The organism is Alteromonas sp. NFXS44, assembly GCF_040148705.1.
In the GTDB taxonomy this organism is placed as follows: Bacteria; Pseudomonadota; Gammaproteobacteria; order Enterobacterales; family Alteromonadaceae; genus Alteromonas.
This window is the reverse complement of sequence record NZ_JAGDEA010000012.1, coordinates 926,848-940,131: the sequence shown is the minus strand read 5'-3', so window position 1 is coordinate 940,131 and position 13,284 is coordinate 926,848. Positions and strand designations below refer to the sequence as shown.

Sequence of the window (13,284 nt, the reverse complement as noted above, 5' to 3'; positions counted from 1 at the left end):
AGGTTCGTGCGGCAAAAACGCTCACCCTTTTCCTGCACCGGCGGGTAACTTTAACAAATCAGTGTGGCTTAAATACACCAATCACATTTTCATCAGATCGGGTTTTCGCTTCTACTTTGTCGTCTGTTTGCGATTGCGAATATCCGCACTTAACGCATTCCAGTTTTTCCACATTGTTCTCAAAAAACAACATGATGGAATCCAGTGCCTGACACTTGGGACAGGTTGCGCCGGCGATAAAGCGTTTTCTTTTGCGTTCAGCCATGATTACTCCGCAGGTTACAACAATTTCTTCTTGCTGGATTATGGCGACTAATGAGTGAAATACAAGCCATCGCCGGGGGAGTTTGCTATCATACGCCGCTTAAATAACAGGACAACTGCGCAGGCATGATCACCTTATCTGACGTTACATTGATGCGTGGTAGCAAAGTGCTACTTGAAAACGCCAGTACACAAATATTCCCCGGACACAAAACCGCTCTGATCGGCAGCAATGGCTGTGGTAAGTCGAGTTTATTCGCGTTACTTCGCGGAGAATTACAGGTTGATGCCGGCGATTGTCAGGTCCCTGCACACTGGCGTATCGTCAGCGTGGCACAAGAAACACCGGCCACCGATCGCTGTGCGATAGATTACGTGATTGACGGTGACAAATTACTGCGCGGGTTACAGGCTAAACTGGCTGAAGCCGAAGCGAAGCAGGATGGCGAAGCTATGGGACAGCTGCATGGTCAGCTGGAACATGCAGGCGCTTACGACGTAGAAGCGCGGGCGGCTACCATTCTTGCGGGTCTGGGCTTTTCAACCGCTCAGCTGTCTGCACCGGTGACTGATTTTTCAGGTGGATGGCGCATGCGGCTCAACCTGGCGCAGGCACTGCTTTGTCCTTCTGATTTGCTGCTGCTGGACGAACCGACTAACCACCTCGATTTAGATGCAGTCATCTGGTTAGAAAAATGGCTGCAACGCTATTCAGGAACGCTGATTCTTATCTCTCACGATAAGGCATTTATTGATAACACTGTGGCGCAAATCGTCAGTGTCGAACAGCAACAACTTATTGCCTACACAGGCAATTACTCTTCCTACGAAAAGCAGCGCGCAGAACGACTCCGCTTACAGAATATCGAATTCCAGAAACAGCAGGATAAAATCGCTCATCTTGAGTCTTTCATTACCCGCTTCAAAGCCAAAGCCAGTAAAGCTAAACAGGCGCAAAGCCGTATCAAGCAACTCGAGCGCATGGAGCAGATTTTACCGGCTCATGCTGCCAGCGCCTTTAATTTCGAATTTGCAGAGCCAACCGGTCTGCCGAACCCGCTTATTCAGATGCGGGACATTCAACTGGGTTATGGCGATAAGGTTATTCTTAACAACGTTAAACTGAATCTGGTCCCGGGCAGCCGCATCGGCTTGCTGGGACGCAATGGTCAGGGTAAATCGACACTGATCAAACTGCTCGCTTGTGTGCACGATCCGATGCAGGGCTCGTTTACCACTGCTAAAGGGCTTAATGTGGGCTATTTTGCCCAGCATCAGCTAGAAACCCTGGATCCTAAAGCCTCTGCTATTTTGCATCTTCAGCGGTTAGATAAGCAGGCTACCGAACAACAGTTACGGGATTATCTGGGAGGCTTTGGCTTCCATGGTGATCAGGCCCTGGAACCTGTTGCACCTATGTCCGGCGGCGAGAAAGCACGTCTGGTACTGGCGTTGATCGTTTACCAGAAGCCTAATTTATTGTTACTCGATGAGCCGACCAACCACCTCGATCTGGAAATGCGTCATGCACTGAACATGGCCTTGCAGGGGTTCGAAGGGGCGATGGTGCTGGTATCACACGACCGCTTTTTGCTGACTTCTGTTTGTGAAGACTTTTATCTGGTCGACAGTGGTCAGGTCGAGCCTTTTAACGGTGATTTGGAAGATTACCGCAGCTGGATTTTATCCCAACAAAATGAAGAGAAAGCGGCGAAGCAGCAAACCGATATACCGAAGGTGGATCGCAAAGCGGAAAAACGTCGTGAAGCTGAGTTTCGTCAGTCAGTCGCACCGCTGAAAAAGGCGATTGAGAAGCATGAAAAAGCCATGGAAGCCACGTCAGCCAAACTCTCTGACGTGGAAACGTCGTTAAGCGATACCACGTTATACGAAGAGCAAAACAAGGCCAGGCTGATGGCACTGCTTGATGAACAGACAACGTTGAAACAGGCGATGGAAGAGCATGAAATGGCATGGCTCGACGCCCAGGAAGCAATGGAGGCGGCAAAAGCTACTTATGAATCTGAATACTGACACCTTCTGGCAATACAGTTTAGATGTTTACGGACGGGATAACGTCGCTGCCACAGCGATTGCGTTGCAGGATGACTTCGGCGTAAACGTGAATATGTTGCTGCTGTTGTGCTGGTGTATGGACAACGGCGGTATTGTCACATTGAACCAGTGGCAGGTGCTGCATGCGGCTATCGCTGAAACTGAGAGTTTACTTGTGGCTCACCGTGAAAAACGCCGTGCAGCAAGACAGGCCAGTCCGTTTAATGAAAAAGCCTATGACGCCCTGAAACGGGAAGAACTGGATCTTGAAATGCAGCAGCAGGAAGCACTTACTACCATGTACAACCGGCTGTCTGTAGAATATGTGCCGGTTCAGGGAGTGAACGGCAGCATTGCCAGTTTTGTGAATTTATTCAAGTTGCGCGAGCAACCTCAGGCGGTTAAATACCTTACGTCAGTGATTCAGTCTCTGCACAGCACCGCGAAGTAATTCATGCATACACCTGAACATGGTCATGGCGTTGTTCGCCGCAGTCATTTCGAGCCATCATGGTGGGCCCGTAACCGTCATATTCAAACTATCTGGCCGCGATTTTTTCAGAAACGCAGACCGGTTTCTTACACCTGGCAGCGTATAAACACGCCCGACAATGACTTTCTTGACCTTGCCTGGGGGCCTGAACCACAGAACATGCATGGCATGGTTGTGATGTTTCACGGCCTTGAGGGCAGTATACGCTCTCACTATGCCAACGACATGATGGCCGCGCTCAGCGAACAGGGCTGGCAGGTGGTTATGATGCACTTCAGAAGTTGCAGTGGTGAAATTAACCGCCAGCCCCGCGCTTATCACTCCGGCGAAACAGAAGACCCGGCGTTGTTTTTAGACTGGCTGGACAAGCGTTTCCCGGACGTGCCGAAAGTCGCCATCGGCTTTTCGCTGGGCGGCAACATGTTACTTAAATTGCTGGGTGAAAACCCCGGTCAGAAATGGCTGCAGGCCGCCATGGCTGTGTCGGCGCCGGTAAAGCTGGATGCGTGCAGTGACAGCATTGGCGAGGGTTTTTCGAAGGTTTATCAGAACTACCTGTTAAAGAGTATGAAGGCCACGCTGACCAGTAAAATGCGTAAGCTGGACTACAAAGATTTGTTGTCGCTGACGGTTGAGCATGCAGGCAAGCTGGCGTCTTTCCGTGAGTTTGATGAAAAAGTGACCGCACCCTTACACGGCTTTAAGGATGCGCAGGATTACTACGAGAAATGCAGTGCGTATCCTTTCCTGAGTGCCATTCATTGTCCCACGTTAATTGTCCACAGTCTGGACGATCCTTTTATGAGTCCATCGATTGTGCCGGATGCAACTGCTCTGTCTCGCAATGTTACCCTTGAACTCAGTGAGTTTGGTGGTCATGTAGGCTTTATGCAGGGCGGCTTTCTGCGACCGGTGGTCTGGCTGCAGCAGCGTGCCGTCGACTATTTTTCTGAGTTTCTGCCAGTTAAGTCAGCAAAGTGAGGCAAGTATGATTATCCCCATTGACGCGTTAGAGAAAGACACGCTGCGTAACATTGTCGAATCTTTTGTACTTCGTGAAGGTACTGATTACGGCGAAGTTGAAGCGAGCTTTGAAGACAAAGTGGAACAGGTACTGGCAGCACTGAAGCAGGGTGACGTTGTACTGGTTTATTCAGAGCTCCATGACTCGGTAAATATCCGCGAAAAAGGTGATTACCGGGAAAGTGAAGAAGACGCCTGAAGCTGTCCGTCCGCCCGGTTTAACCGCTCTGAAGTAATTGATATTCTCCTCTTATCCGCGGTGAAAAGATGAACTGCTCATCTACCCGGATATCACTGATTTTCTAATTTCAATTTAAAGGGCTATATCAATGATAGAGCTTAAGGAAGATGAAGTACAAACAGTATCCGGCGCAGTTTTACCAGCCCTCGCTTTAGGGCTCGTGGGCGCTTACATGTATGATGCGATGGGTGGAAAGGAAGGTATCGATCGCTATTTCCGGAACAGCTGGGATTCGGCTAAATCCAGTATCAATTACTGGTCTGGCAGAGCGCGGAAGGCATTTGCTTAAAGGTGAAGTTGAGCATGCTTTACAGAGAGGTGTTTTCAGCCTCTCTTTCTAAACTATCAGCTTTCAGGTTGTGGTATTTTCTGACAGGTCTGGTTGCCTGGCACTGCTGCGAATATGGTTATTCGCTGCGTGAGACCAGCTCATCTCTATTGCTCAATTCCCTGCCGAATGCTTGTGCTGTGGTTATTACCACGTCCTTATGTCTTTTACTTTACCCCTCGCAGGAATTTAAAAGTCTGTCAGGTGTAGCCGCCGGTCTTATTATTTATGAATGTATCCAGCCTTACATTCCGGAAAGAACATTCGACGTCATGGATATTTTGGCTACCGCTGCAGGTGCAGTGCTAATGCTGGCGTTAATAATCACCAGGCGCAGAACAGCAAAGGTGCTCACGCATCTTTCAGACTCGTAAACAAGGTAGTAAATCTCGCCGGTAAGTTGCGCTGATGCTGCCAAATCCAGTAAAGCGGCTCAAAAACCGGTTCGGGCATCACCGGTACGTAGACTTTTCCAGCATCGGCCAGTGGTTGTACGGCTGAATGTGGCAGCACTGTAAATCCCAGCCCAAAGGTAACGGGCAGCAAAATTTGACCAATCTGATTCACATAGCCGGAGGCGGTAATGCTGTCCGGTTTGATTTTACTCAGTTCTTCATCACCACAGGCAGACAAAAACAGGCCGAGGTAATGGTACACATCTGGGTGTTTGATCAGGCCGATTTTATTCAGTAATGCAGCGGTTACCTGACTTCCTTCGTATTCAACGGGCAGAACGAGAGAAAGGTGTTCTTTGCCGAAGCTCTCAGCGTCGTAAAGATGTGGATCGGGTAGCCGGGTAACAATGCCAATATCCAGTGAGCCCGAATGGATCCCTTCCAGAATACGGTTGTTTGGTGCGGCTTCCAGTTGGGTGATTAACCCCGGATGAGCTTGCTGTAAGGTAAGTATTGACGGGTAAAGGTGCATCGCCAGCGCACCTGAACAGGCGAGATTACACACACCCGAAAACGGATCATCTGCGTTCAGACTCGCCATTAACTTTGTTTCTTCAGCCTTTCTTGCGCAGGCATATTCGTAGATTTGTCTGCCCTGCTCTGTCATCACGAAATGTCTGGTGTCGCGCTTGAGAAGCGGATAGCCGCAGGCATCTTCCAGCTTGCGGATGTGCTGACTCACGCCCGGTTGTGTCATAGATAGGGCTTCAGCAGTTTGTGTGAAGTGGCCGATGTCGATAAGCGTGCGGAATGTTTCTAACCAGACAGGATTTAACACGGTAGTTCAATAATTGGTTGTTATTGGAGTTAGATTAATTAATAACAAAATGTTTGTCTATGCCAATTCGATGATCCTGTTGAGTCATTCACATACCTGAACGGTCCGGAGATTTTGTACTGCACATAATAAAAAAGGACGTGAATACACGTCCTTCCGGTCAAACTGCGTTCATACTCAGAACGTATAACGGGCGTTCAGTTGCGTAATGTCCAAATCATCAATCTTTTCATAGCTTGCACCCACAGCCCAGCGGGGTGAGAAGTAGTAATTGGCACCGACTTTTACCGTGACATCACCGTCATCGATATCGTAGTAACCCAGTTCACCCTGCAGCTCTACCTGTTCAGTTACCATGGATCTCACGCCGGCATTCAGGGAATAACCGCTGTCTTCGTTGTTTTCCACCTCTGCACGTTCATAGTTGAGACCGAAGTAGGCATCGGTGAAACTGTTCAGAGGCAGCCGGTAACCAGCACCCAATGTCAGTAAGTCCAGATCGGTACCACTTTCATCCAGCATGCTGTAATCGCCGGTAACATAAATATTGTTTTCCAGTAAATATGTGGCACCCAGGTCAAGTCCGTCAAAATCTGCCCGGCCAATTTCGGCATTTGTATACCCGCCCTCAGCGAAGCGCCAGTTCGGTGATGCAGCCATTGCCGCAGAAGATAGTGTGGTTGCGGCAACAAAAGCGGTAAAAGTTTTAGTGAAGCGCATAGAAAACTCCTTAAATATGCAAAAAGAAAATCCACTGTCAGTGGCCTGTTCAGCAATCTTTTTGCCAATCCGGTCATCGTTGGCGCTATTTTCTACTTGTATAATTCCGTAAGACTATGTTTTATATATCAATATTAATTTCCGGGAGGCTGGTGTTTTAACGTGAGGTTAGGAGGGAACGTCTAAGTCTGAAGCATGGTGTTCAATGTTCATACTACCTTAGTGTCTGTCTGAGCAGACAGGTTCCCCTGTTTTACCCGGTGGTCTGTAATACTTGCTGTGCACTCTCTACACACTTTTACGGACGGATTCGGTAAGGTTATGAAAAATATCGTAAATATGTGATCCGAACGACATGGATCACCTTTTGCAATCATCCGGTCAATAAGAAACGGAATATTCCCGTTAGGAAAATTTGAACCGGAGTCAGTCAACCATGCTGCCGCAATTACAGTTAGCGAATAACACGGAAATTACGACACCATCTTTTACTTCATTCGTCGCATCATTTTGCGCCTTTTTCTCAATCAGTCCCGCGGTCATGCGCGCCTTTGTATATTGCATTTGTGTGGGCTTCAGTACATTAAGCCTGGCGGATGAAACGGCTACCGGAAACCTGCCTGAAGGCAAACCTGTTTTGAATCGCGTTATTGAATCGGCGCAAAAAAATGCTACACGTGATTATGTGGTTAATGATCACAATCTGGCAGACGAATTGAAAAACATCGGTTACGAAACCTATCGTCAAATTCGCTTTAATCCTGAGAAATCCTTGTGGCACGGTGAGCATGATTATGAAATGCAATTCTTTCACCCGGGTTTTCTCTATCAGCAACCTGTCACAGTGGTCACCATTGCTCCGGACAACAGTGAACACACCGTACCCTTTGACAGCAATAATTTCATCTATGAAAAGAATGCAGAGCCGCTGGCCGGCCTCACCGATGCAAAATCCGGCTATGCCGGATTTCGATTGCATTACCCTATTAAAAACAAAGAATACAAAGACGAATTCGCCGTTTTTCTCGGCGCTTCGTATTTTCGTTTAGTAGGCAAAAATCAGGTTTATGGCATTTCTGCCCGCGGTCTTGCCATTGATACGGCGATGCCGGACGGTGAGGAATTTCCTCATTTTACCAAGTTCTGGGTGGTTGAGCCCCGTGAAGGTCAGCCCATTAAGATTTATGCCCGTTTAGAAAGCCCGTCTGTTGCGGGTGCTTACAGTTTTGAAATCATGCCGGGTAAAGACACCACCATGCAGGTAAAAAGCTGGATATTTGCCCGAGAGAATGTGGGTAAGCTTGGCGTCGCACCATTTACCAGCATGTTCCTTTACGGCGAAAACTCGCAAATCCGCCGCGATGACTATCGCCCTGAAGTGCACGACAGTGACGGGGTGATGATGCTTAACAACAACGGGGAAATTATCTGGCGTCCTCTGACTAACCCGACCAAATTACAAATCACCTCGCTGAGCGATGTGGCTCCCAAAGGCTTTGGTGTGCTGCAGCGGGATACCGACTTCGCAAATTACCTTGATGCCGAGGCGAACTATCATCTGCGCCCGAGTTTGTGGGTAACACCGAAAAAAGGGTTCGGCAAAGGTAAGCTGGAAATCGTGGAGATTCCTACTGACTCAGAAGTGAACGACAATATCGTGGCTTACTGGGTGCCTGAAGCCCCCTTTAAGGCCGGTGAAAACCGTTACTTCGAATATGAACTCAAGACTGTTGAAAAGCAGCCAATGCCTTATGGTCTGGCGACAGTGGAAAGAACCCGTCAGGGGATCAGTCAGCTGCCCGGCTTCGAAACAACGGAAGAGCGAAATGTGCGCCGGTTTGTTGTTGATTTCACTTTACCGGAAGGCATGAAGCTGAATCCTGATGAGGTGGATCTGATCTTGGACGCCACTAACGGTAAGGTCGAGCAGGCCAGAGTGTATAAGGTAGATGGTGATAAAAGTGTTCGCGTGACATTTCTGGTCATTCCCGACGGCGAAGCGGTTGTCGATATGCGCATGTTTTTAAATCAGAACGAAACGCAAATGAGCGAAATTTGGAGCTATGTGTATGAGCCACAATGATCCCGGGGAAAGCACCGTGGCACCGGACAACATAGCCACGAAAGATAAAATTTTAAAAGTAAACGGCCGCCGGTGGCGGCTGGTGCTGATGGGGCTGATGACCATAGTGTCTACGGCCCTTGCCGGTTACAGCCTGTTTGAAATTTTCAGGCCCAACCGGTTTACGCCGCTGGAAATGATACAACTAGCACTGAGTATGGTGCTGTTCATCTGGCTGACCTGGTCATTTTGGACCTCTGTTATCGGCTTTCTGCTGAAGCTTTTTCATATCGACCCGTTATCACTTCGCCGGGAATTGAAGGCCTCTGATGATCAGGCGCCCGTCACCCAACGCCACGCTATCGTCATGCCGGTGTACAACGAAGATACTGACCGCATTATCGTCGGGTTCGAAGCGTGTGTGAAAGCCATTCTTGATACTCCGTACGCTGACAAATACGATTTTTATATGTTGAGCGATACCCAAGATAAGGCGAAAGCCGAAGCAGAGCTTAAAGCCTGGCAGCGTCTTATTTCCCGTCTTGGCGAACAAAGCCAGCAGATTTTTTATCGCCGCCGCGAAGATAACTGGGGCCGTAAGGTAGGTAACATCACCGATTTTTGTGAACGCTGGGGCAGTCAGTACGAATCGATGCTGGTGTTGGATGCCGACAGTGTCATGTCTGCACACCGCGTGCTGGATATGACCCGCCGCATTGAAGCTAACCCCGAAGCGGCAATGATTCAGACTATTCCCATGCCTGTGCGTCAGGACACGTTCTTCGGGCGTTTTGTGCAGTTTGCGGCGCACCTCTACAGCCCGATGCTGGCAACCGGTTTGTCGTTCTGGCAGACAGACAGCGCAAATTATTGGGGCCATAATGCCATCATCCGCGTGCAACCTTTTATGCAGCACTGTGGCTTACCTACCCTCAAAGGGCGCGCACCGTTTGGTGGTGATGTACTGAGTCACGATTTTGTGGAAGCGGCACTATTGCGCCGTGCCGGCTGGGAGTGTTATCTCATCACCGACACTGACGGCTCATACGAGGAAGTGCCCGGCAACATGGTAGATTACGCTATCCGCGACCGTCGCTGGGTGCAGGGGAATATTCAGCACTTAGGATTGTTAAGCACTAAGGGACTTAAAGCTACGAACCGGTTGCACTTTGCTTTCGGTGCCTTTGCTTACATGTCGTCGCTGCTGTTATTTATGATGCTCATGGCGGGGACTGCCGATGCGCTGGTTAAAGCGCTTATCGACCCGGTGTATTTTACTTCTGCCCACCAGTTATTCCCCGAATGGCAAATTGTCCACGAGGGGTTAATGATAGCCACGCTTTACGGCACCATAGCCTTGCTGTTCATGCCGAAAATGCTGGGCGTTATTCTGGCGTTTATACAGCGCAGAAAAGATTTTGGTGGTGCTTTCAGGCTCATCTCCGGTGCGCTTATCGAGCTGTTTATGGCCGTACTTATCGCACCAATGATGATGTTCTTCCACAGTTATTTCGTGATCAGCGTATTCATTGGTCACCAGGTAAAGTGGGAAGCACAAACCCGTGAAGGACGTATGGTGCCATGGAAAGTCGCTATTTCTAAAGCCGCAACAATGACCACATTGGGGTTAATCTGGGCTGGTGTGACTTTCTACTTCACGCCTTCGCTGTTCCTGTGGTTGCTGCCGGTATTAACCGGTATGGTGTTCGCAGCGCCCATTATCCGTTTAACCAGCAGCTTGTCGTTTGGCAAAACCTGCCGGAGGCTTGGGATCTTTGTGATTCAGGAAGAGATAAAAGAAGCTCCGGTACTGGTGGAAGTGCGTGAGCATATGGCAACTATCTCAGCAGAAGAAATTGCAGGTTATCCTGCGCTGCAACCGGTTCTGCCTGACGAAACCCATCAGACCATGTTCGTGCAGGATCTCAAAGCTCCTCCTTTACCAAAACGCTTAACAGACGGACAGATTGCAGAATTTGCTCAAAGCCGGCCCAAGGCGAAACACGCAGCCTGATATCCTTTCAGGCGGGGGTTACTGCCTGGTAACCCTTTCGTCATCAAAGACAGTAAACTCATAAAATAGCAGAAGAAACCGGCTACTCGTCGAATTCTTGTACACAATAGCAGGCTGAACCCTTAGGCTAAAAATTCGTCATCCCGGGGAGTGTGCTTATGAGAGCTGTTTCAATTTCATCACCTGTAAAGCTGCGTCGTGCAGCTATGCTATGGGCCATCAGTGGCGCGTGGCTGAGTGTTCAGGCTGAGCCGTTACAAAGCGAAAGTACGACGACAATTCCCGTTGTCAGTCACAAAAATAATGTTTCTCCCAGTTATGCCATTCCTCAATTTGCAGTGGATCCCGCATGGCCTGCATTACCGGGAACCTGGTTAACGGGCCAGGTGCCGGGGCTGGCTGTGGACAAACGTGATAACACCGTTTGGGTATTGCACCGCCCGGCATCTATTCCAAATCTGTCACTGGGTCTGACAAATGGTTCTGCCAGTTGTTGTGAGCCGGCACCTTTCGTCATGCAGTTTTCTGTTGAAGGTAAGTTACTTAATTCATGGGGAGGGCCGGAAGGCGACCGTCCATGGCCTGAGAATGTGCATGGTTTATATGTCGATGCTGAGGGCAAAGTGTGGATAGGCGGCAATGGGAAAGGCGATCATCAAATTTTCAGCTATACCCGCGATGGTGAATTTGTAAAGGCGTTCGGGGAAGCAGGAAAAACGGATGGTAATACGTCTGAACACTATCTTGGCAACCCGGCAGACATTGTGGTTGATGACACGGATGTGATGATTGCTGATGGTTATATTAACAAGCGCGTTGTCAGGCTAAGTAAACGGGAACTGGACTTTGAACAGGCCTGGGGTGCATGGGGTAACGCGCCCGGCGGCGGTACCCGTGAAGGAAGTTTTGATACTTCTCAGGCAGCATCCGGAAACGGAGATTTGTCCACGGGGGCTGAGCATTTTGGTGACATTGTCCACTGTGTCGATAAGTCTCAGGATGGCAGAATTTATGTGTGCGACCGGCGAAACAACCGCCTTCAGATCTTCAGAAAAAATGATGAAGGACAGGTTCTGTTCGAAAAGAATCTGGAAATTGCCGCTGAAACAGGTGGTCTGGGCACCGCCACAGATGTCGCTTTCTCTCCCGACAATAAGTATCTCTACGTGGCAGATATGATGAACGGGCGTATCTGGATCCTCTGGCACGACACTTACGAGGTATTGGGAAGTATTGGCAGAAACGGTCGTTATGCCGGTGAGTTTACCTGGTTACACAGCATTGAGACGGATCAGGACGGTAATCTTTACACGTCTGAAGTGTCTACCGGACAGCGGGTTCAGAAGTTTGTTCTGACAGGGTTCAGTAAGCCAGATGCGTAAATAATGGTAACGGACAAAGCGTGTTGCCGGCTTTGTCCGTTATAAATGGCAAAAAGAGAATGTTACTCTTCAAACGTGACCGAGAATGTCACCGGGACAGCCAGTGTGATGCTGCTTAACTTGGCGACATCCTGAAGTGCCTGAATGCCGCCTTCCAGTTTAAATGAAGAAGCGTTAATCACAGTCGGGGCTGTGGTGGATACAGTTAACTTGTCATTGGTCAGCTTGCTGACAATCACCTGAAAGGTAGCCGGCGCTTTTACGCCGTGTAAATCCAGTTCACCGGTTACAGAGCCAGTCTTGCTGCTTCCTTTTTTCAACTTCATCAGTTCAGCAGGAACATCTGCAGTGAAGGTGGCATTAGCAAAGTTCGTGGTATCAAACAGCATTTCCTGCATGCGGGTATCACGCAATTCAATGCTGGTGTTCACACTGGTCAGCGGAACGGTAACAGATAACTGACCACCATCGCTGAGTGTGCCGGATAATTCATCGAAGCTGTGAACTTCCGTTATCTGGGCATTCTTGGTAGACAAAAAATGCAGGCTGGACGTATCGCTGTCTAAAGTCCATGTCGCTGAGGCCGGTAAAGCAATACACGCCGATAATGCCAGTAACGTTCGTTTCATCATTCCTTCGCTCCTTTTTCATATTGGACAATGTCCTGCCAGGGGACCCGTTGATCGCCAAGCACCACAAAGTCCGGGTTTTCCAGCGTATGACGCTGGTTATAAGTCAGTGGCTCAAAATTCGCTGCCAGGATGCTACCACCGGCTTCCGAAACGATGCATTGCGATGCACCTGTATCCCATTCGCCGGTAATGCCTATACGCATGAATACATCAGCTTTACCTTCGGCAATAAAGCATGATTTCAACGAGCAGCTACCCAGAGGTAACGTTTGATAAACCCGTTTCGCACACATGCGGGAAAACACTTTGTCCCTTGACTGACGGCGGCTGATGGCAATCATCACCACACTTTCATGGGGATCATCCAGCTTCCTGACGTGGATCTGTTTGTGCTCATCCGGACTTTCCTTGAATGCGCCGGCATCTTTACTGGCGTAATAAAGCGACTGTCCGGGAGGCCAGAATATGACACCTATAGTAGGTTCATTGTTCTCGATAAGGGCAATATTCACGGCGAAGTCACCGCTTCGGGCGATAAACTCCTGCGTGCCGTCAATGGGATCGATAAGCCAGTAACGCTCCCATGTTTCGCGCTCAGCGAGGCTGGCGTGTTTGTTTTCTTCAGACAGGATCGGAATGTCAGGGGTAGCTTCAATCAGGCGCTTGTTGATGATGTCGTTGGCGAGGTAGTCGGCACTGGTTACCGGTGACTCATCATCTTTGGTGTAGGCGTCGAAATCGCCTTTGTCATAAACTTTAAGTACCGCTTCGCCGGCTTCAACGGCAATACGTTTGGCTATCTCCAGTAAGGAGGCGCGGGTGTCGTCTGGCATAATG

At 49.2% G+C, this 13,284-nt stretch carries 14 protein-coding genes; 9 read left to right on the top strand and 5 right to left on the bottom strand.

Annotation, left to right across the window (positions count from 1 at the left end):
* Positions 1 to 58 precede the first annotated feature (58 nt).
* Positions 59 to 265: a YheV family putative zinc ribbon protein gene (locus J3369_RS21105; protein ID WP_119503119.1), complete on the bottom strand. Its 207-nt coding sequence runs from the start codon at positions 263 to 265 to the stop codon at positions 59 to 61.
* Between the two features lie 125 nt (positions 266 to 390).
* Between J3369_RS21105 and J3369_RS21100 the strand changes: the two genes are divergently transcribed.
* The 6 genes from J3369_RS21100 (at position 391) to J3369_RS21075 (ending at position 4,778) form a co-directional block, all read left to right on the top strand.
* The gene (locus J3369_RS21100; RefSeq protein WP_303572431.1) at positions 391 to 2,298 is read left to right on the top strand and encodes an ATP-binding cassette domain-containing protein; all 1,908 of its coding nucleotides are present in this window, start codon (positions 391 to 393) and stop codon (positions 2,296 to 2,298) included.
* Positions 2,282 to 2,770, top strand: coding sequence for a TIGR02444 family protein (locus J3369_RS21095; protein WP_349590713.1), 489 nt, complete (start codon positions 2,282 to 2,284; stop codon positions 2,768 to 2,770). The genes J3369_RS21100 and J3369_RS21095 overlap by 17 nt, the downstream gene beginning before the upstream one ends.
* Positions 2,771 to 2,773: 3 nt before the next feature.
* Positions 2,774 to 3,793 carry a hydrolase gene (locus J3369_RS21090; RefSeq protein WP_349590710.1) on the top strand — a complete coding sequence of 340 codons (1,020 nt, stop codon included), beginning with the start codon at positions 2,774 to 2,776 and terminating at the stop codon, positions 3,791 to 3,793.
* A 7-nt stretch (positions 3,794 to 3,800) separates the two neighbouring features.
* Entirely contained in the window at positions 3,801 to 4,034 is a 234-nt protein-coding gene (locus tag J3369_RS21085; protein WP_303572428.1) for a YheU family protein, read from the top strand.
* Positions 4,035 to 4,164: 130 nt separating this feature from the next.
* Positions 4,165 to 4,365, top strand: coding sequence for a hypothetical protein (locus J3369_RS21080; RefSeq protein WP_349590706.1), 201 nt, complete (start codon positions 4,165 to 4,167; stop codon positions 4,363 to 4,365).
* 14 nt (positions 4,366 to 4,379) lie between these two features.
* Positions 4,380 to 4,778, top strand: a complete 399-nt coding sequence (locus J3369_RS21075) for a VanZ family protein (protein WP_349590703.1) — start codon at positions 4,380 to 4,382, stop codon at positions 4,776 to 4,778.
* Here the strand turns inward: J3369_RS21075 and J3369_RS21070 are convergent.
* Positions 4,756 to 5,637, bottom strand: coding sequence for a LysR family transcriptional regulator (locus tag J3369_RS21070; RefSeq protein ID WP_349590701.1), 882 nt, complete (start codon positions 5,635 to 5,637; stop codon positions 4,756 to 4,758). The genes J3369_RS21075 and J3369_RS21070 overlap by 23 nt on opposite strands.
* A gap of 177 nt (positions 5,638 to 5,814) precedes the next feature.
* A complete protein-coding gene (locus J3369_RS21065) occupies positions 5,815 to 6,357 on the bottom strand; it encodes an outer membrane beta-barrel protein (RefSeq protein ID WP_119503113.1) in 543 nt (180 codons plus the stop codon).
* A 436-nt stretch (positions 6,358 to 6,793) separates the two neighbouring features.
* Between J3369_RS21065 and J3369_RS21060 the strand changes: the two genes are divergently transcribed.
* The 3 genes from J3369_RS21060 to J3369_RS21050 all read left to right on the top strand — a co-directional run bounded on the left by J3369_RS21060 (position 6,794) and on the right by J3369_RS21050 (position 11,815).
* Positions 6,794 to 8,440, top strand: coding sequence for an OpgD/OpgG family glucan biosynthesis protein (locus J3369_RS21060; RefSeq protein WP_349590697.1), 1,647 nt, complete (start codon positions 6,794 to 6,796; stop codon positions 8,438 to 8,440).
* Entirely contained in the window at positions 8,427 to 10,433 is a 2,007-nt protein-coding gene (mdoH, locus tag J3369_RS21055) for a glucans biosynthesis glucosyltransferase MdoH (RefSeq protein WP_349590694.1), read from the top strand. The genes J3369_RS21060 and mdoH overlap by 14 nt, the downstream gene beginning before the upstream one ends.
* A 158-nt stretch (positions 10,434 to 10,591) precedes the next feature.
* Positions 10,592 to 11,815 (top strand): NHL repeat-containing protein, encoded by a 1,224-nt coding sequence (locus J3369_RS21050; protein ID WP_349590691.1) that lies wholly within the window; start codon positions 10,592 to 10,594, stop codon positions 11,813 to 11,815.
* Between the two features lie 62 nt (positions 11,816 to 11,877).
* On the opposite strand, the gene J3369_RS21045 is transcribed toward J3369_RS21050, so the two are convergent.
* Complete coding sequence (locus tag J3369_RS21045; RefSeq protein WP_303572422.1) at positions 11,878 to 12,447, bottom strand: YceI family protein; 570 nt, start codon at positions 12,445 to 12,447, stop codon at positions 11,878 to 11,880.
* Positions 12,444 to 13,280, bottom strand: coding sequence for a 3'(2'),5'-bisphosphate nucleotidase CysQ (gene cysQ, locus J3369_RS21040; RefSeq protein WP_303572421.1), 837 nt, complete (start codon positions 13,278 to 13,280; stop codon positions 12,444 to 12,446). The genes J3369_RS21045 and cysQ overlap by 4 nt, the downstream gene beginning before the upstream one ends.
* Positions 13,281 to 13,284: the final 4 nt, after the last annotated feature.